Genomic DNA, 20368 nt, shown 5'->3' on the forward strand with positions numbered 1-20368 from the left:
ATCGCGCCCGGCAACGGCGCCTACAACCTGCCGCTCGCCTTCTGGCTGGACGACGACGTCGACGTGCTCACGCTGCGGGTGGTCCTCCAGGACCTGCTCGACCGGCACGAGGAACTGCGCGCGACCGTGCGGACGGACGAGGACGGGCCGTTCATCCGGATCGCCGCCGAGCCGGAACTCCCCTTCCGGCAGGTCTTCCTCACCTCCGTCACCGACGAGGACCTCCGCGACCGGATCCACGCCGAGATGCGCGNNCTCTACTCCCTCGGCGACGGCCGGCACGCGCTGCACCTCACCGTCCACCACCTGGTGCTCGACGGCCTGTCCATTCCGCTGCTGCTCGCCGAGGTGGAGCGCGGCTACCGTGCCCTGCGTGAGGGACGCCCCCTGCCGACCGGGCGGCCCGCCCGCACCTTCGGCGACTTCTGCGCCGACCAGCGCGACCTCCTCGCGGGACCGAGGGCGGAGCGCCTGCGCTCCTACTGGGTCGACCGGCTGAAGGACCGCGGCACCTCCGTGGCGCTGCCGCTCGACCGGCCGCGCCCGCCCGTGCCCACCTTCCGGGGCGCGAGCGTCGGCGGGGTCGTCCCGGCCGAGGTGACCGAGCGGGCCCGCGCCCTCGCCTCGGCGGCCCGTACCTCGCTGTCCAGCGTCATGCTGGCGGGCTACTTCGCGCTGCTGCACCGCTACAGCGACCAGGAGGACATCGCCGTCGGCACCCCGACGGCCGGCCGCCCGGCCGACGGCTACGACGACGTCCTCGGCTACTTCATGAACATGGTGGTCCTGGCCGAACGGGTCGACGGGACCGAGCCCTTCCGCGACCTGGTCCGCCGGATCCACCAGATGGTCCTCGGCGCCCTCGAACACAGCGCGTACCCGCTGATCACGCTCTCCGAGGAACTGCGCAAGGAGCGGCCGGGCAGCGCCACGGACACGCTGTTCGACGCGGCCTTCTACTTCCACAACTGGGCCCGCGACATGCCGGAGGACGGCGTGGTGCGCGGCCGGGTCGGCGGAGTCCACCAGGAGGGCGAGTTCGACCTGACGCTGGACCTGGTCGACCACCCCGAGGGCTGCCGGTTCACGCTGAAGTACAACCCTGACCTGTTCGACGCGGCCACGGTCGAGCGGTTCGGCGCCCACTTCGTCACGCTGCTGTCCGCCGCCGTCGCCGCGCCCGGATCGGCGGTCGGCGACCTGGACCTGCTCACCGACGAGGAGCGCGCGCGGCTCACGCCGCCCGAGCGCGTCGACTACCCGGCCGACACCCTCGTCTGGGATCTGGTGCTGCGCCAGGTCGCCGCCAGGCCAGAGGCGGTGGCCGTGCGCCACGACGGCACGGAGCTGACCTACCGTCAGCTCGGCGAGCGGGTCACGGCCCTGGCGGCCCGGCTGCGCGCCGCGGGCGTCGGCCGGGGCCGGACCGTCGGCGTGCTGCTCCCGCGCGACGCCGGGCTGCCGGTGGCGCTGCTCGCGGTGCAGGCCGCGGGCGGCACGTACGTACCGTTCGACCCCGCCTATCCGCAGGAGCGCCTCGCCTACATGGCGCAGGACGCCGGGCTCCACCTCATGCTCACGCACTCCTCCGTCGAGGCCGCGTGGGGCGGGACCGTGCCGCGGCTCCTGGTCGACGGCGACGAGCAGCCGCCCGCGGTGCCCTCGCCCGGCCCGGCGGGTCCCTCGGACGCCGCGTACGTGATCTACACCTCCGGCTCGACCGGCCGCCCCAAGGGCGTCCGCGTGCCGCACCGCGCGCTGACCAACTTCCTCTGGTCGATGGCGCGCGAGCCCGGATTCGGGCCGGGGGACACGCTGTTGGCGCTGACCACCGTGTGCTTCGACATCTCCGGTCTCGAACTCCATCTGCCGCTGATCACCGGCGGCACGGTGGAGGTGGCGCCCACCGAGGTCGCCCAGGACGGCATCCGGCTGCGCGAGGCCCTCGAACGCGGCACCGCCACCGTCGTCCAGGCCACCCCCGCGACCTGGAGCATGCTCCTGGCCGCCGGCTGGCAGGGCGACCCGGACCTCACCGTCCTGTGCGGCGGCGAGGCGCTGCCCGCCGAGACGGCGGAGGCGCTCCTCGCGGGCAACCGCGCGGTGTGGAACCTCTACGGGCCCACGGAGACGACGATCTGGTCGGCGGTGAGCCGGCTGCGCCGGGGCGAGCGCGTCACCATCGGCGCCCCGATCGACAACACCGCGCTGTATGTGCTCGACGGCGCGCGCAGGCCGGTGCCGACCGGGGTGCCCGGTGAGCTGTACATCGGCGGGCACGGCGTGGCCGACGGCTATCTGGGCCGCCCCGACCTGACCGCCGAGCGCTTCGTCACGGATCCGTTCGCGGGCGACGCGCGGATGTACCGCACCGGCGACCTGGTCCGCAGGATCGCCGACGGGCGGATCGACTACCTCGGGCGGATCGACTCCCAGGTCAAGGTGCGCGGTCACCGCGTGGAGCTGGAGGAGATCGAGTCGACGCTGCGCCGCCTGGACGGCGTCCGCGACGCGGTCGTGGTGGCGCGCGGCAAGGGCGGCGGCGACCGTTCGCTGCTCGCCTGCTACGTGCTGGCCGACGGGGCCGCCGAGCCGACCCGGGACCGGCTGGCGGCCTGGCTGCCGGCCTACATGCTCCCGGACGCGCTGGTCCGCGTGACCGGATTCCCGCACACCCTCAACGAGAAGGTCGACCGCACCACGCTGGCGACCCTGCCGCTGGCCGAGCTGCGGTCCCGCTTCGGCGTCCCCGGCGCGGGGCGGCCCGAGCCCGTCACCACGGGCACCGGCGCGGACGGCCGCGCCCAGGCCCTGATGGCCGAACTGGCGGTCAAGGTGGGTCAGTTGGCCGGGGTGCGTCCCGAGGAGATCGGCCCGCACACCCCGCTCGGCGAGGTCGGCATGAACTCGGTGGGCTTCACCGCGCTCAGCGCCGAGCTGCGCAAGGAGTACGGCATCGAGGTCTACCCCACGCTGTTCTACCGCCGCGGCACACTGGCCGCCCTGGCCGAGCACCTGTGGCAGGAGCACCCCGCCGAGCTGACCGCACGGTTCGGGACCGCGGCCGACTCCGTTGCCCCCGTCGCGCCAACCACCGAGGCGCCGGACACGCGGACGGCCGAGGCACGGGCCGGGCGCGGGCCCGGCGGCGACGTCGCGATCGTCGGCATGGCGGGCCGCCTGCCGGGCTCGGCCGACCTCAAGGAGTTCTGGGACCACCTCACCGCCGGGGACGACCTGGTGACCGAGGTCCCCGCGGACCGCTGGGACCGGGGCGCGGAGACGGGCCCCCGGACGCGCTGGGGCGGCTTCCTCCCCGACGTGGACCGCTTCGACGCCGCCTTCTTCGGGATCTCCCCGCGCGAGGCGGAGCTGATGGACCCCCAGCAGCGGATCCTGCTCGAAGTGGTCTGGTCCGCCGTCGAGGACGCCGGGTACCGGCCGTCCGACCTGGCGGGCAAGCGCGTAGGAGTGTTCATCGGCGTCGCGGGCGCCGACTACCTCCAGGCACAGCGGGACGCCGGGTGCCCGCCGCAGGCCCACACCGCCACCGGCGGTGCCCTGTCGGTCATCCCCAACCGCGTCTCGTACCTGCTGGACCTGCGCGGTCCCAGCATGGCCGTGGACACGGCCTGCTCCGGTTCGCTCACCGCCGTCCACCAGGCCTGCGCCGCACTGCGCGACGGCACCTGCGACCTCGCGATCGCGGGCGGCGTCAACCTGATCCTTTCGCCCCGGGTGTACGACGTGCTGGACCAGGGCGAGATGCTCAGCGCCGACGGCCGCTGCAAGACGTTCGACAGCCGCGCCGACGGATACGTGCGCGGCGAGGGCGTCGGCGTCGTGCTGCTCAAGCCGGACGACCGGGCGGCGCGCGACGGCGACGCCGTCCACGCGGTGATCAAGGCGGCCGCCGCCAACCACGGCGGCCGCACCACGTCGCTCACCGCGCCCAACCCGGACGCCCAGGCCGACCTCCTCGTCGAGGCCTACCGCGCCGCCGACGTGGCGCCGGAGACCGTGGGCTACATCGAGACGCACGGCACCGGCACCGCGCTGGGCGACCCGATCGAGACCACCGGCCTGAGCACCGCCTTCCGCCGGCTGCGCGCGGAGCGCGGCACGACCGCCGCGCCGGGCTGCGTGATCGGCTCGGTCAAGACCAACATCGGCCACCTGGAGGCCGCCGCCGGCATCGCGGGCCTGTTCAAGGCCGTCCTCGCCCTACGGCACGGCACCATCCCGGCCGGACTGCACCTGCGGGAGCAGAACCCCTATCTGGAGCTCGACGGCGGCCCGTTCGAGGTCGCCGCGGCGGCCCGGCCGTGGCCGCGGACCCTCGACGGCGCCGGAAACGGACTGCCGCGCCGCGCCGGAGTCAGCTCCTTCGGCTTCGGCGGCGCCAACGCGCACATCGTCCTGGAGGAACCCCCCATGCCGGACACCGGCACCACGGACCCGACGGCCGCGGAGCAGCTGTTCGTGCTCTCCGCCCGCACCCCCGAGGCCCTGCGGCTGACCGCCGAGCGGCTCGCGGACCATCTCGCGGACCAGGACGTCCCTGCGGGCGACCTCGCGTACACCCTGCAGACCGGGCGCGAGCCGATGCCGCACCGCCTCGCCGTGCCGGCGCACGGCACGACCGCGCTGCGCGCCGAACTGCTCGCCCACCTGTCGGGCCGCCCGTCCGCGGTGCGCACCGGCCGGGCCGAGGCCGACCGGGCCGCCGCCCCGGCCGTCGCGGCCGGTGACCTCTCCGCCCTCGCCGACGCGTGGGTCACGGGCGCGGAGGTGGACTGGGCGGCCCTGCACCGGGGCGCGCGCCGCCGCCGCGTGCACCTGCCCGCGTATCCGTTCGCCCGCACCCGGCACTGGTTCACCGCGCCGGCCGCCCCCGCGACGGCACCGCGGCCCGCCGGCACCCGGCTGCACCCGACCCTGCTCGACGCCGCCGTCTCCGCGCACTCCGCGTCCGGCGGGGCCGCGTACGCCAAGACGCTCACGGGCGAGGAGTTCTTCCTGCGCGACCACGTCGTCGGCGGCGACCTGGTCCTCGCCGGGGTCGCCTACCTGGAGATGGCCCGGCTCGCCGGGGAGTCGACGTTCGGCGCGCCCGTGCGCGGGGTCGAGGGACTGGTCTGGGCGAGCCCGGTCCGCCTCCCGGCCGGCGGCGGCGAGCACCGCGTCACCGTCGAACTGACCGGCGACCGCGCCGACACGTCCTTCGAGGTCCGCACCGCGGGGGAGGGCGCCCCGGCGCACGCCCGCGGCACCCTGCTCCTCGGCCCGGCGGGCGACCGGCCCGCCCCGGTCGACGTGGCGGCGGCGCGCTCGCGCTGCCCGCGCGTGCTCGACGGCGCGAGCTGCTACGCGCTCTACTCCCGCTTCGGCTTCGACTACGGCCCGAGCTTCCAGGCGATCGAACACATCGCCCTGGGTGAGGGCGAGGCGCTGGCCGCGCTGCGGCTGCCCCCGCAGCGCCGCGCCGACGCGGACGGCTACGTCTTCCACCCGTCGCTGTTCGACGCGGCCCTCCAGACGGCGAGCAGGCTCGCGCCCGGCGCCGACGACCCCGCGCGCCCGCTGCCGTACCTGCCGTTCTCGCTCGGCCGCGTCCGGCTGTACGCCGCACTGCCCGAGCGCGTCCTCGCGTACGCGACCCCCTCGGCGGGCCGCGCCGCGCCCGGCACGCTCGCCTTCGACATCGCGCTGCTCGACCTCGACGGCCACGTCCTCGCGACCATCGACACGTTCACCCTGCGGGAGGTGCCCGCGGCGAAGGCCGCGAAGGCCGATCCGGTGGCGGACGGGGTGACGGACGCGGTCTCCGCCTACGAACCCGTCTGGGAGCCCGCGCCGCGGACCCCGCGCGAGCCCGACGCCACCGTGCTCCTCCTGGACGCGGGCACCGAGGGGCACGCGATCGCCACCGTCCTCACGGACGCGGGCGCGGACGCCCACCGGATCGAGCTCGGCACCGGATCCGCCGCGGCCGACGCGCTGCGGGCGGGCCTGCCCCCGGGCCCCGTGCACGTCGTGCACCTGGCCGGGCCCGAGACCGGATCCGGTGGCGCGGTCGAGCACGGCTTCCACGCGGCGACCGCGTTCCTCCAGGAATGGCAGCGGCAGCGCCGGGGCGCGCTGCGCTACCTCTACGCCTACCGCGCCCCGGCCGCCTCGCCGGCCCACCCGGCGATGGCCGCCTTCGCCCGCTCGGTCCGCAGGGAACTCCCGGCGGTCGACCTCGGGGTGCTGGCGGTCGCCGACGGCCGCTCCCTCGCCGACGCGGTGGTCGCCGAACTCGGCGTCACGGGCGACGCGGAGGCACGGATCGACGCGGCGGGCCGGCACCGCCGCGCCTGGCGACAGGTCGAACTGCCCGCCGCGGAGCCGGTGTTCACCGGACCCGGCGCCCATGTGATCACCGGCGGGACCGGCGCGCTCGGCCTGCTGCTCGCCGAGCACATCGCCGCCGCACGCCGCGCCGCCGGTCTGGCCGCCGGCGGGATCGTGCTCGCCTCGCGCACCGCTCCGGGCCCCGCTGCGCAGGCACGGATCGCCGCCGTCGGCGCGCACGTGGTGCGTACCGACGTGGCCGACCCCGCCCAGGTACGCGCGCTCGTCGCCGAGGCCCGCCGGCTGCACGGCTCGGTCAGCGGCGTCCTGCACGCCGCCGGGGTGCTCAAGGACGGCCTGCTCCTCGGCCGGGCCCGCACGGACACCGACGCGGTGCTCGCCGCCAAGGTGACCGGTACGGTCCTGCTCGACGAGGCGACGCGGCACGAACCGCTCGACTACTTCGTGGCGTTCTCCTCCGCCGCTGCCGCCTTCGGGAACGTCGGCCAGACCGACTACTCCTTCGCCAACGCCTTCCTCGACCACTTCGCCGAGCAGCGCGAGCGGCAGCGCGCGGAGGGGGCGCGGCGCGGCCGTACCCTCGCCGCCGCCTGGCCGGTCTGGGCCGACGGCGGGATGCGGGCCGACGCGGCGGGCACGGAGTACATGGTCCGTGAACTGGGCATGCGCGCGCTGCGCACCGGACCGGCGCTCGACGCGCTGGAGCGTGCCCTGGCGGGCACGGCACCGCGGCTGCTGCTCGCGCCGGGAGATCCGGAGAGGGTGCTGGCCGAGCTCAACGGCACGCCGGGTCCGGCACCGAGGGCCGCAGCGGCCGCTCCCGCCCCCGGCACGGCTGCCGCTCCCGCCGACGCGTCGCGGCCCGCCGGACACGACGCGTACGCCGCCGCCGAAAGCCTGGTACTCCGGATCCTGGCGGAGGAACTCAAGCTCCCCGAGACGGAGATCGCCGTCACCGAGCCCATCGACCAGTACGGCGTGGACTCGCTGATCACGCTCAGCGTGACCCGGCGCCTGGAGGAGCACTGCGGACCGCTGTCGAAGACGCTGCTCTTCGAGTACGTGACCGTCGGCGAACTGGCGGACCATCTGGCCGGGGCGCATCCCGAGGTGTTCACGGTGTCCGCCGAGGACGAGCCGCCCCAGGACCGGGCCGTCGTGGTCGCCGCACCGGAACCCGCCGCGGAGACCGCCCCGGCCCCCGACGCCACGGGCGACGACATCGCGATCATCGGAGTCGCGGGACGCTACCCGCAGGCCGACGACGTGGACGAGTTCTGGCGCAACCTGCGCGCCGGACGGGACAGCATCGAGGAGATCCCGGCCGACCGCTGGAACCACGACCGGTTCTACGACCCGGACAAGTCCGCCGACGGCAAGACGTACGGCAAGTGGGGCGGCTTCGTGCGCGGCGCCGACCGCTTCGACCCGCTCTTCTTCCGGATGTCGCAGATCGAGGCCGAACTCACCGACCCCCAGGAGCGGGTGTTCCTGGAGACGGTGTGGCACCTGATGGAGGACGCCGGGTACACCCGAGACCAGCTGCGCGCCTCCCGCACGGGCGTGTTCGTGGGCATGATGTACGGCCAGTACCAGCTGTACGGCGTCCAGGAGGCGCTGCGCGGCGAAGGGCTGCCCCCGCACTCGTCGTTCGCGTCCGTGGCCAACCGGGTGTCGTACTTCTTCGACTTCTCCGGGCCCAGCGTCGCCGTGGACACCATGTGCTCCTCCGCCCTGGTCACCATCCACCAGGCCTGCCAGGCCATCCGCTCCGGCGACTGCGACGTCGCGGTCGCCGGCGGCGTCAACATCACCAGCCACCCGGCGAAGTACCTGCAGCTCGCCTGGCGCGGCTTCCTCGCCGAGGACGGCCGGTGCCGCAGCTTCGGCACGGGCGGCACCGGATACGTCCCGGCGGAGGGCTCCGGCGCGGTGCTCCTCAAGCGCCTGGACGCGGCGCTGGCCGACGGCGACCGGATCCTCGCCGTCGTCAAGGCGTCCGCCGTCAACCACGGCGGCACGGGCCGGGGCTTCAACGTCCCGAACCCCAAGGCGCAGGGCGACCTGGTGAAGGCCGCGCTCGACCGCGCGGGGCTGCGCCCGGCGGACCTGGACTACGTGGAGGCGCACGGCACCGGCACGGCGCTCGGCGACCCGGTGGAGATCACCGGCATGCTGCGGGCCTTCCAGGACGACCTGCCGGAGCGGCTGCCGATCGGCTCGGTCAAGTCCGGCATCGGGCACGCCGAGTCGGCGGCCGGCATCGCGGCGGTCACCAAGGTGCTGCTGCAGATGCGCCACGGCGAACTGGCGCCCTCGCTGCACGCGGACGAGCTCAACCCGAACGTCGACTTCGCGGCCACCCCGTTCGAGGTCCAGCGCGAGCTGGCGCCGTGGCCGCGCCGCGTGCTCGCCGACGGGACCGAGCGGCCGAGGACCGCGGGGATCAGCTCCTTCGGCGCGGGCGGCACCAACGCCCACGTCATCCTCCAGGAGTTCCCCGGCGCGCCCCGGGTGTCGGCGACCCCGGCCGGCGGGCAGCTGGCCGTGCTCTCCGCGAAGGAGGCCGACCGGCTGGTCGAGCAGGCGCGCAGGCTCGCGGCGCATCTGCGGGCCGAGGGCGCGTCGTGGACGCCTCAGGACGTCGCCTGGACGCTCCAGTCGGGCCGCGAGGCCATGGCGCACCGGCTGGCCGTGCCGTTCGACGAGGTGACGGAACTGGCCCTGCACCTTGAGGAGTTCGCCGCCGGAGGCGTTCCCGCGGGTGCCCGGACCGGCGTGGTCGACCCGCGCAGGCCGGTCCCCGGCGACGCCCCGGCGGCCGACCCCGCCGCGTACGCCGCGGCCTGGACGTCGGGCCTGCGCGTCGACTGGTCCGCCCTGCACGGCGGCACGCGGCCCTGCCGGGTGCCGCTGCCCGGCTACCCCTTCGGTGGCGAGCGGGTCTGGCTGGCGGCGGCCGACGCGGAACTCGCCGCGCTGGACGGCGCTTTGGTGCCCGCGGTGACTTCCGGCGCCGCGTACGCCGCTGTCGACTCCGTGACCGCGGCCCCCGCCCCCTTCGCGGAGGGCCTGCTGCTCGCCACCCACTGGGTGCCCGCCCAACTGCCCGCGCAGAGCATGCCGTTCGGCCCCACCGCCGTCCTCGCCGCCCCCGGCACCGAGGCGCTGGCCGCCCGGCTCGTGGCCGCCCTGCCCGACGCGGAGGTGCTGACCCCGGAGCGGCTCGCGGCCGACCTCGCCGACCCCGCCACCCGCTGGGACCGGTTCGGCTCGGTCGTCGACCTGGCGGGCTGCGTCGCCTCGGACGGGGGCGTCGGGCGTGCCGCGCTGCGCACCTGGCTGGGCTGGCTGCAGCACACCGTCGACCAGGGCAGGCGCGGGCTCACCGCCCTGCTGGTCTCCCGCACGACGGGGGCGGTCCACGGCGGGGCCGCGCGGACCGGCCTCTACCGCATGCTGCAGAGCGAGTACCGCCATGTGACCTCGCGCCACGTGGACATGGGCCGGTGCGCGGACGAGGAACTGCTCCGACGGGTGGCCGACGAGCTCGGCGCCGACGCGGAGCACGGTGACCTCGGCACCGACGCGACGGCCGGCGAGATCGCGTACCGCGACGGTGTGCGCCACCGCGCGGTGCTGCGCGAGCTGCCCGCCGCACCGGAGCGCGCGCCCCGCGTCCCCGACGGCCACGCGCTGTGGGTGACCGGCGGCACGCGGGGGATCGGGCTGCTCACCGCCCGGCACTTCGTGGACCGGTACGGCGTCCGCAAGCTGGTCCTCACGGGCCGCGAGGAGCTGCCGCCCCGGGACCAGTGGGCCGCGCACATCGCCGCGGACGGCGCCCTCGGACGCAAGCTGCGTCCCCTCGCCGAACTGGCGGACAGCGGCGTGGAGATCGAGGTGCTCGCCCTGCCGCTGGACGACGAGGAGGCCGTGTCCGCGGCCCTCGCGGACGTCCGGCGCAGGCTCGGCCCGATCGGCGGCGTCGTGCACGGCGCCGGCGCCGTCGACGCCGAGAATCCCGCATTCGTACGCAAGCCCTGGGCCGGTGTCGAGAAGGTGATCGGTCCCAAGGTCTTCGGCCTCGACACGCTCGTGGAGTGCTTCCGCGACGAGCCGCTGAGCTTCTTCGTCGTGTACTCCTCGGTCGCCGCGACCGTCCCCGCACTCGCCGTCGGACAGAGCGACTACGCCCTGGCCAACGCCTACCTGGACGCCGTCGCGGAGGCACGGCCCTACGGTTTGCCGCTGGTCAGCGTGGCGTGGCCGAGCTGGCAGGACACGGGCATGGGCGCGGCGCGCAGCGCCGCCTACCGGGCGTCCGGGCTCGCCGCGCTCTCCGACGCGCAGGGCCTGCGCCTGCTGGACCGGGCGCTGGCGAGCGGCGCGCGGGTGGTCGTGCCCGCGGTGGTCCGGCCGGACGCCGACTGGGACCCGGAGCGCCTGACGGGCCGCCGCCTCGCCCCGGAGCCTGCTCGCGCGGCGGCCGACCAGGCATCGGCCGAGCGCGTCCCGCAGGAGTCGTCCGCGGCGGCCCCCGCCCCCGGCACGCTCCGGGACGCGGCCGACGCGGCGGCCTCCTGGCTCCTCGACCGGCTGGCGCTGGAGCTGCGGTTCGACCGCGCGCGGCTGACCGGGAACGTGCCGGTGCACGACTACGGCATCGACTCGATCCTGGTCACCCAGCTCGTCCAGACGCTCGGCAAGCAGCTCGACGTCGCCCTGGACCCGTCCGCGCTGTTCGAGCACCCCACGGCGGACGAGTTCGCCGCCCATCTCGCCGACGAGCACCCGGCCGCGCTGGTGGCCGCCTTCGGCCCGGCCGAACCCGAGGCATCCACCTCCACGGATCCGCGGACCCCGGAGGCCGGGGCAGGGCGCGGGGACGAGGCCGAGGGCCCGCGCGCCGTGACCGTCGAAGCGGCGGCCCCGGCACGGCCCGCCGAACGGACCGCCCCCACCGGCGACATCGCGGTGGTCGGCCTGTCCTGCCGGTTCCCCGACGCCGAGTCCGGAGACGCGTACTGGGATCTGCTGCGGCAGGGCCGTTCGGCGCTGCGGCCCGTACCGCAGGAGCGGTTCGGGCGCCCGGTCGGCCACCACGCCGGGCTCCTGCCCGACGTGCTCCGCTTCGACCCGGAGGCGTTCCTCCTGTCGGAGGGCGACGTCGCCGCCATGGACCCGCAGGCGCTGCTGCTCCTGGAGGAGGTCAACAGGGCCGTGCACCACGCCGGTTACCGGCCCGCCGACCTCAAGGGCCGCCGGATCGGCGTCTACGTGGGCGGCCGCGCCGCGCACCTGCCGGACGACGACGTGCTGGCCCGTGCCCAGAACCCGGTGGTCATCACCGGTCAGAACTACCTGTCCGCGAACGTCTCGCAGTTCTTCGACCTCCGCGGCCCGAGCCTGGTGATCGACACCGCCTGCTCGTCCGCCCTGGTGGCGATGGACATGGCCGCGCGTGCGCTGCGCGCCGGTGACATCGAGTCGGCGGTCGTCGCGGGCGTGAGCCTGCTGGCCGACGACAAGCCCTACGACCTGTTCGGGCGGCGCGGGCTGCTCAACCCGGGCGACGAGTTCCATCTGTTCGACCGCAGGGCGGCCGGGCTGATCCTCGGCGAGGGTGTCGGCGTCGTCGTGCTCAAGCCGCTGGACCGGGCGCGGGCCGACGGGGACCGGGTGCTCGCCGTCCTCAAGGGGATCGCGGTCAACAACGACGGCAGGACCGCCGGCCCGGCCACCCCCAACATCCAGGCGCAGAAGGACGTGATGGCCGAGGCGCTCGCCCACAGCGGCGTCACGCCCGAGGACGTCGGCTGGGTCGAGGCCAACGGCTCCGGCACGACGGTCACCGACCTGCTCGAACTCAAGGCGGTGCAGGCGGTCTACCGGACCGGCTCGGACGCGCCGGTGGCGCTCGGCTCGGTCAAGCCGAACATCGGCCACCCGCTGACCGCGGAGGGGATCGCGGCCTTCATCAAGGTGGTGCTGATGCTGCACCACGGCGAGCAGGTGCCGTTCCGCTCCGGGCAGGAGCCGCTCGACCACTTCGACCTGGCCGCCTCGCCCCTGTACCTCCCGCGCGCCGCCCGCCCGTGGCCGAAGGACGCCGGGGTGGCCGCCCTCAACTGCTTCGCCGACGGCGGCACCAACGCGCACGTGCTCCTCGCACCCGCGCCCGTACCGCCGGAGCCGACCAGGGAGCCGCTGCCGGAGCCCGCACTGAACCGGAGGACCGTCATCAGAGGCACCCTCGCCCCCGCCGCCCCGGCCGGCGGCCTGTTCTGGGAGAGCTACCGATGAGCGCCCCGACACCCGTGGGCGCGGAGCCACGGCTCCCCGTCGTGTTCATGTTCTCCGGGCAGGGCTCCCAGTACTACGGCATGGGCAAGGAACTCTTCGACAGCAACGAGGTGTTCCGCGCGGCCCTGCGCCGCCACGACGCCGTCGTCTCGCGGTACCTCGGCGAGTCGGTGCTCGACCACGTCTTCGACCCGAGGAAGCCCCGGAACCACCCGCTCGCCGACACCCGCATCACCCACCCGGCCATCGTCATGATCGAGCTGGCCCTCGCGGAGACCCTCCGGGCGGAGGGCATCGAGCCGGACCACGTCCTCGGCTCCAGCCTCGGCGAGTACGCGGCGGCCGTCGTCGCGGGCAGCCTCTCCGCGGACGACTGCCTGCGGGTGCTGGTGCGGCAGGCGGGAATCATGGAGGGCAGCCCGCGGGGCGGCATGCTCGCCGTGCTCGCCGGGCCCGAGGTCATGGACACGGTGCCGGGGCTGCGCGCGTGCGAGGTCGCGGCCCGCAACTACCCGGGCAACTTCGTGGTCGCGGGCACCGAGGACGAGCTGGCCGCGGCCGAGGCGGGGCTGCGCGCCGCCGACGTCCTGCATCTGCGGCTGCCGGTCGAGTACGCCTTCCACTCCCGGCTGCTCGACCCCGTCGTCGGCGCCTGCCGGGACAGCTTCGAGGGCGTGGCGCTTACGCCGCCGCGTGTCCCCTGGATCTCCTGCGTGAGCGGCGGACCCGTGACGGAGGTGACCGCGGAGCACTTCTGGGCCGCCGCGCGCCGCACGATCGACTTCGAGCGCGCCCTGGCCGGACTGCGGGCCCGCGGGGACTTCCTGTACCTCGACCTCGGCCCGTCCGGCAGCCTCCACAACTTCGTCCGCGCCATGCTCCCCGAGGGCGCGCGGGACCGGTCGCTGCCGCTGCTCAGCCAGTTCGCCCGGGACACCGACCTGCTGGCCGAGGTCCGCACGCGGGCCGTGCCGCCCCCCGGTAAGCGGGCCGCCGCGCCGCCACCACCGACACGGGCCGCCCCGACGGCGCCACCCGCGACACCCGCCCCGACGACACCACGGAAGGTGCACGGAATGAAGGTCTACGGATTCCCGGGACAGGGGTCGCAGCGGCGGGGGATGGGCCGCGGCCTGTTCGAGCGGTTCCCCCGGGAGACCGCCGCCGCCGACGAGGTGCTCGGCTACTCGATCGAGGAGCTCTGCCTCACCGACCCCCAACGCCGCCTCGGCCGCACCGAGTTCACCCAGCCCGCCCTCTACGTCGTCGGCGCGCTGTCGTACCTGGAGCGGATCGCCGACGACCCCGTGCCGCCGGACCACGTCATCGGGCACAGCCTCGGCGAGTACGTCGCCCTGTTCGCCGCCGGGGTCTTCGACTTCGCGACCGGACTGCGGCTGGTGCGGCGGCGCGGTGAACTCATGGCCGCCGCCGGGGGCGGCGCGATGGCCGCGGTCGTCGGCGTCGACGAGGCGACGGTCACGCGCGTCCTCGCCGACGCGGGCCTCGACGACGTGGACGTGGCGAACCACAACGCCCTGGACCAGTTCGTCGTCTCCGGTCCGGGGGAGCGGATCGACGTGGCCTGCGCCGCCTTCGACGCCGCCGGTGCCCGGACGGTGCGGCTCCACGTCAGCGCCCCGCTGCACTCCCGGTACATGCGCCCGGCGGCCGAGGAGTTCGGCCGCTTCCTCGACGGGGTCACCCTGCACCCGCCGAGGATCCCCGTGCTCGCCAACGTCGACGCCCGCCCGTACACGGCCGACACCGTCCGGGAGCGGCTGACCGCGCAGATCGCCTCGCCGGTCCGCTGGACCGACACGGTCCGCACGCTGATGGCGCAGGGCGACTTCGAGTTCACCGAGCTCGGCCCCGGCCGGGTCCTGACCAAGCTCGTCACGCGCATCAGGGACGCCGCCGAACCCCTCACGCCCGCCCCGGCCGCCGCGCGGCCGTCGGCCGGCGCGGCCGCCCCGGCCGACGGCCCCGCGCCCGACGCCGGGGCGCTCGGCGCCCGGGGCTTCCGTGAGCGGTACGGGCTGCGCCGCTCCTACGTCGTGGGCTCGATGTACGGCGGGATATCCGGCCGGGAACTGGTGCGCGCCGCGTCGAAGGCGGGCCTGCTCGGCTTCCTGGGCATCGGCGGGCTCGAAGGGGTCGACGTAGAGCGGCAGTTGAGCGGTCTGGCCGACGAACTCGGGCCGTACGGGCACGGGGTCAACCTGCTCTACCCGCACCGCGCGCCGGAACGGGAGGCCACGCTCGTCGACGCGCTGCTGCGGCACGGCGTCGGCCTCGTCGAGGCGTCCGGCTACCCCTTCGTCACCGAGGACCTGGTCCGCTTCCGCCTCAAGGGCGGCCGGATCCTCGCGAAGGTGACCAGGACGGACCTGGCGGCCGCCTTCCTCGCCCCGCCGCCCGAGCGGCTCGTCGCGGCGCTCCTCGGCAAGGGCGCGGTGACACGGGAGGAGGCCGCCGCGGCGGCCGGGCGTCCCCTCGCCGACGACCTGTGCGTCGAGGCGGACGGCGGCTGGCTGACCGGCACGGCGGGACCGCTGACCCTGCTCCCCGCGGTGCTGCGGCTCAGGGACGAGGCCGCGCTGCCCGGACACCGGGTGCACGTGGGCTGCGCCGGCGGGATCGGCACCCCGGAGGCGGCCGCGGCGGCCTTCCTGATGGGCGCCGACTTCGTGCTCACCGGCTCGGTCAACCAGTGCACCGTCGAGGCGGCCACCAGCGACGCCGTCAAGGACCTGCTGCAGGCGGCCCAGGAGTACGACGTGGACACCGCGCCCTGGGGCGACCTCTTCGAACACGGCGCCCAGGCCCGCTACTTGAAGCGCGGCCAGTTCTTCCCGGCCCGCGCCTCCCGGCTGCACGACCTGTGGCGCAGGCACGCCTCCCTCGCCGACCTCGACGACACCACCAGGAGGCAGGTGTTCGACCGCTACCTGGGCGGGGAGCGGCCCGCGGACCTCGTGCCGGGCCCCGACCCCAAGGCCGATCTCGCCGCCGCGTTCCGCGCGTACTTCCGGCGCGGCTTCCGGCTCGCCGTGACGGGGGACCAGCAGGCCACCGTGGACTACCTGGTGCACTGCGGTCCGGCGATGGGCGCCTTCAACCAGTCGGTCGCCGGGACCAGCCTGCACCCCTGGCGGGCCCGCACCGTCGAGGCCGTCGCCGACCACCTCATGGACGGCGCGGCCGACCGGGTCGCGGCCCGGCTGCGGGCCCTGCGACCGGCATGAAACCTCTGGAACCAGCGCAAAGCGAAAGGTAAGATCATCAACTGGTCACCCGCCGGCGAACCCGCGTCGGGCCCGCCGCGGCACGGGTCGAGCAGTCCCCGTCCGACCGCCTCGGGGCCGACCCCCGCGACACCCCGCACGACCCCTCCCAACGACACCCAGATGCTGACGCGTGCGCGCTCGGCAGAGGAGTTCACCATGAGCACGGAGCCGCACAGCGCGCCCCTGATCTTCAACCCGTTCACGCCGGACTTCATGGCCGACCCGTACCCGCACTACGCGGAACTGCGCCGCGAGGTCCCGGTGCACGAACACCCGGGCGGCTTCTGGATGTTGTCCCGCTACGCCGACGTGGACGCGCTGCTGCGCTCCGGGCTCTCCGTCGAGCAGCGCCACGTCGCCCCCGGCCCGTTCCGCGACGCGTACACGAACGCGGGCGTCACCGACGACCCGCGCCTGAAGGGCCTCGCCCTCCTCGACCGGGACGCGCCGGACCACACCCGCCTGCGCAGGCTCGTCTCCAAGGCGTTCACCCCGCGCGCCATCCACGGAATGGAGCCGCAGATCCGCGCCCTCGTCGACGAGGCGCTGGACGGCATCGCCGAGGCCGGCGGCGGCGACCTGGTCGAATCCCTGGCGTTCCCGCTGCCGTTCACCGTCATAGCCCGCATGCTCGGGATGCCGCCGACCGACACCAAGCGCATGCGCCACCTCACCGGTCTGCTGATGCGCTCGGTCGAACCGACCACGGACCCCGAGATCATGCGGGCCGTCGAGGCCGCCGACGCCGAGCTGTTCGACCTGGTCGGCGAGGCCGTCGCCTGGAAGCGCGACCACCCCGGCGACGACCTGCTCAGCCAGCTCATCGCCGTCGAGGACGACGGCGACGTACTCAGCCACGACGAGCTCGTCGCCCAGGTCACCATGCTCTACGTCGCGGGCCACGAGACGACCGTGAACCTCATCTCCGGCGGCGCCCTCGCCCTGCTGCGCAACCCCGACCAGCTCGAACTGCTCCGCGCCAAGCCGGAGTTGATCGAGAACGCCGTCGAGGAGATGCTGCGCTACGACGCCCCGGTGCACAACAGCCGCCGGATCAACCTGGAGCCGTACCACGTCGGCGGCTTCGAGATCCCCCCGGGCTCCTTCATCCTCGCCAACCTCGCCGGCGCCAACCGCGACGAGGAGTTCTTCGGCCCCGACGCGGAGGAGCTGCGCCTGGACCGCGAGAACGCCCGCAAGCAGCTCTCCCTCGGCGGCGGCATCCACCACTGCCTGGGCGCGGCACTGGCCCGCATCGAGGGCCGGGTGGCGATCGGCGGCCTGGTCGAGCGCTTCCCCGACCTCGCCCTGAACGGCGAGGTCGAGTGGAACGGCCTGCTCAGCCTGCGCGGCGCGGCCCGGCTGCCGATCAGCGTGTGAGCCACCCGGCCACGGGTGCGTACACGAGGGCCGGCGACCGGTCCGTACGCACCCGTGGCACCGCCCCGACCTCTCCCCGGACAGCGAACAGACGACGAACGGATCAGTGACGATGACGAGCGTGGACCACGGCACCGAGTGCCGGGTGAAGGACCTCCCGGTGGCCGAACGGCGCGACGACGCCTGGCGGATGCTCGGCGAGCGGGGCGAGGTCGCGCCCATGGCGGACGGCCTCGCGGTGACCAGCCTCGCCGGCGTCAAGGAGATGCTCAGGGAGCCGAACCGCTTCTCCGCGAAGATGGTGTTCGACGGCGTGGAGAGCGGCTTCCCGCTCGTCCCGCTGGGCTACGACCCGCCCGAGCAGACCCGCTACCGCCGCATCCTGCAGCCGTTCTTCAGCCCGCGCCGCATCCGCGCCCTGGAGGAGTCGCTGCGCGCGCAGGCCGTCGACCTCGTCGAGGGCGTCAAGGCGCGCGGCGGCTGCGAGTTCGTCGCGGACATCGCCGACCCCTTCCCGGCCCAGGGCCTGCTGACCCTGCTGGGGCTGCCCCTGACCGAGCGCGACCAGTTCATCGCCTGCAAGACGGCGGCCCTCGCGCTCACCGCCGACGCGGCGGGCGAGGTGCCCCTGACCGACGAGGCGCGCGAGGCCGCGACGGCGCAGACCGTCGCCACGGCCGGCTTCCTGATGCAGCTGATCCACACCCGCCGCGCCGAGCCCGGCGACGACATCCTCAGCGAGATCCTGGCCATCGGGGGCGACGACCGCCTGTCCGACCCGGAGGCCATGGGGCTGTGCGTGATGCTCATCATGGCCGGCCTGGAGACCGTCACCGACGCGCTGAGCATGGCGATGGAGCGCCTGGCCGCCGCCCCCGACCGGCGCCGGGAACTGGTGGCGGACCCGAGCCTGATCCCCGCGGCGGTCGAGGAACTGCTGCGCCTGGACCCGCCGGCGCCGTTCCTGCCCCGGGTCACCACCGAGGACGTGAAGGTGGCGGGCTGCCCCGTCGCGGCGGGGACCCTGGTCAACGCGCACCTGACGACGGCCAACCGCGACGCGTCCGCCTTCCCGCACCCGCACGACATCGACTTCCACCGCGCGGAGAACGCGCACACCAGCTTCGGCGTCGGCGTGCACCGCTGCCTGGGCGCGCACCTCGCGCGCCTGGAGATGCAGATCCTCTTCGAGGAGTGGCACCGCCGGATCCCGCAGTACGCGATCACCGAGGGCACCGAGCACCGGGCGCGGCTGGTGCGGGCGAACATCGGGATGGAGTCGCTGCACCTGACGTTCTGAGCACCGACGGTCCGCGTGCCCGGCATGCGCCCGTACGACCTGACGCACGACGCCTCCCCGGCGGCCCCGCCGGGCCCCGGGAGGGGGCGTCGGGGCCGGTGGGGCGGCATCCGAGGTGCGTGCGAGAATGGCACGCATGGGGGATGTGACACTCGAATTCGACGACGGCACCGAAGTGCGCCTGCACGTCTTCCCGGCCCAGCGGCCGGACTCCGCGGCGCCCGAGAGCGTCGCGCCGCCGAAGGAGCGGGAGCGGGGCGGCCCGGGGGCGATGGAGCTCCCCGAGGGCTTCGGCACCGCCCAGCCCGTCAGCCGCAACGGCCGCATCGCACGGACCCTCGCGCGCAGCGGTGACGAACTCGCCGCCGCCCTGCGCCCCCTGGGCTCCGTCCTCGGCGGCATCCACCAGTCCTTCGCCGCGCTCCCCGAGCGGCCCGACGAGGTCACCGTCGAGTTCGGCGTGAAGGTCGGCAGCGACCTGAACCTCGCCGTGTTCACCGGCAAGGGCGAGGCCAGCTTCACCGTCTCCGCCACCTGGAAGACGACGCCGAACGACGACGCCGAAGGCACCCCGGCCGCCTCCTGAGGACGAGGGGGAGGCCGTGAACCCAGGGGAGCCGGACGCCGCGCTGCGCCGGGCGTTCGTGTCCGTGCGCGACGGCGGAGAGCCGGTGGGGGCCGGCGTCCTGGTCACCGCCACGCTCGCCCTGACGTGCGCGCACGTCGTCAACAGCGCGCTGGGACGCGACCGCTTCGCCACCGCGGAGCCCGCGCCGGGGGACACCGTCACGGTACGGATGCCGTACGTCAGCGGCGAGCGCGAGATGACCGGCCGTGTCGTGCCCGGCCTGTGGTGTCCGCCCCGCGCCCGTCCGGACGGCGGCGGCGCGCCCGCCCCCGGCGCGTTCCCGTACCACGGCGATCTCGCGGTCATCGAGTTCACCGCGCCCGACGGCGCCGAACCGGCCCCCTTCCTGCCCGAGAGCGAGGGCGGCGAAGTGGTCGCCCTGTGGGCCAGCGGCCACGAACTGACCACCGTGCGGGCGGTGTCCAGGGTCGCGGGCAGACCGTGGCTCGCCCTGGACGTCGTCGGCGGAGCCGTCGACGAGGGCCACAGCGGCGGACCGCTGTGGGACCGCGCACGGCAGGCCGTGATCGGCGTCGTCGTCGCCGCCCACCGGGCCGTACCGGACGGCACGACCCAGGTGCGCGAGACGCTGTACGGGGTCGGGCTCTCCGTCGTCGAGGCGGAACTGCCCCAACTGCCGCCGGTCGCCGTCCCGATGGCGCAGCGGGGCAGGCAGCAACTGCTCGGCGCGCTGCGCGGGCTGCTGCCGGGCACGCGGGCGGCCCAGTGCGAGGAACGGCTCGCCGGCCGGCTCGGCCGGGCCTCGGCGGGTGCCGCCGCCGACGTGCACCGGCTCGCCGCCATGGCCCTGGGCGTACGGCGCGGCGTGCCCGAACTGCTCGACGTGGTCCACGAGTTCCTGGCCGACCACCCGGCCGCCGACCCCGCGTCGGCCGAGGCGCACCGGCGGACACTGCGGCGGGCCGCCCAGCTGGTGAGCCCCGGCGAGGTGCTGACCACCCTGCAGCGCAGGGACCTGACGGGACTGCTGACCCAGTGCCGCGCCACCGACCCGATGGCGCTGCTCCGGGCGGCCCTGCCGCACGCCGACGACTGGCCGCCCGTCGCCGACCTCGTGCAGGCCACCGAAGTCCTGGAGGGCTTCGG

At 75.2% G+C, this 20368-nt stretch carries 6 protein-coding genes and 1 pseudogene; all 7 read left to right on the forward strand.

Annotation, left to right across the window (positions count from 1 at the left end; all coding sequences use genetic code 11):
• A partial coding sequence (locus AOK22_RS42845; RefSeq protein WP_279617088.1) for a hypothetical protein occupies positions 1 to 253 on the forward strand: 253 nt, incomplete at its 3' end.
• A 2-nt stretch (positions 254 to 255) separates the two neighbouring features.
• Positions 256 to 12663 (forward strand): annotated as a pseudogene (locus AOK22_RS19595) (amino acid adenylation domain-containing protein); the annotation flags it as partial.
• Positions 12660 to 15911 carry an ACP S-malonyltransferase gene (gene fabD, locus AOK22_RS19600; protein ID WP_055699984.1) on the forward strand — a complete coding sequence of 1084 codons (3252 nt, stop codon included), beginning with the start codon at positions 12660 to 12662 and terminating at the stop codon, positions 15909 to 15911. The pseudogene AOK22_RS19595 and the gene fabD, both read left to right, overlap by 4 nt.
• A gap of 198 nt (positions 15912 to 16109) precedes the next feature.
• On the forward strand, positions 16110 to 17333 hold the full coding sequence (locus tag AOK22_RS19605; protein WP_055699986.1) for a cytochrome P450: 1224 nt from the start codon (positions 16110 to 16112) through the stop codon (positions 17331 to 17333).
• A gap of 112 nt (positions 17334 to 17445) precedes the next feature.
• Positions 17446 to 18633, forward strand: a complete 1188-nt coding sequence (locus AOK22_RS19610; protein WP_055699987.1) for a cytochrome P450 — start codon at positions 17446 to 17448, stop codon at positions 18631 to 18633.
• 136 nt (positions 18634 to 18769) lie between these two features.
• Positions 18770 to 19219: a CU044_2847 family protein gene (locus AOK22_RS19615; RefSeq protein WP_055699985.1), complete on the forward strand. Its 450-nt coding sequence runs from the start codon at positions 18770 to 18772 to the stop codon at positions 19217 to 19219.
• A 16-nt stretch (positions 19220 to 19235) separates the two neighbouring features.
• On the forward strand, positions 19236 to 20368 hold a 1133-nt coding region (locus tag AOK22_RS19620; protein WP_208606417.1), incomplete at its 3' end, for a trypsin-like peptidase domain-containing protein.

This window comes from Streptomyces silaceus (genome assembly GCF_001419745.1).
Taxonomy (GTDB): Bacteria; Actinomycetota; Actinomycetes; order Streptomycetales; family Streptomycetaceae; genus Streptomyces; species Streptomyces silaceus.

Excerpts from the sequence above, each read along its gene's own strand:
- AOK22_RS19610 (WP_055699987.1), top strand. The coding sequence starts at position 17,446 with ATGACGAGCGTGGACCACGGCACCGAGTGCCGGGTGAAGGACCTCCCG.
- AOK22_RS19615 (WP_055699985.1), top strand. The coding sequence starts at position 18,770 with ATGGGGGATGTGACACTCGAATTCGACGACGGCACCGAAGTGCGCCTG.
- AOK22_RS19605 (WP_055699986.1), top strand. The coding sequence starts at position 16,110 with ATGAGCACGGAGCCGCACAGCGCGCCCCTGATCTTCAACCCGTTCACG.
- fabD (WP_055699984.1), top strand. The coding sequence starts at position 12,660 with ATGAGCGCCCCGACACCCGTGGGCGCGGAGCCACGGCTCCCCGTCGTG.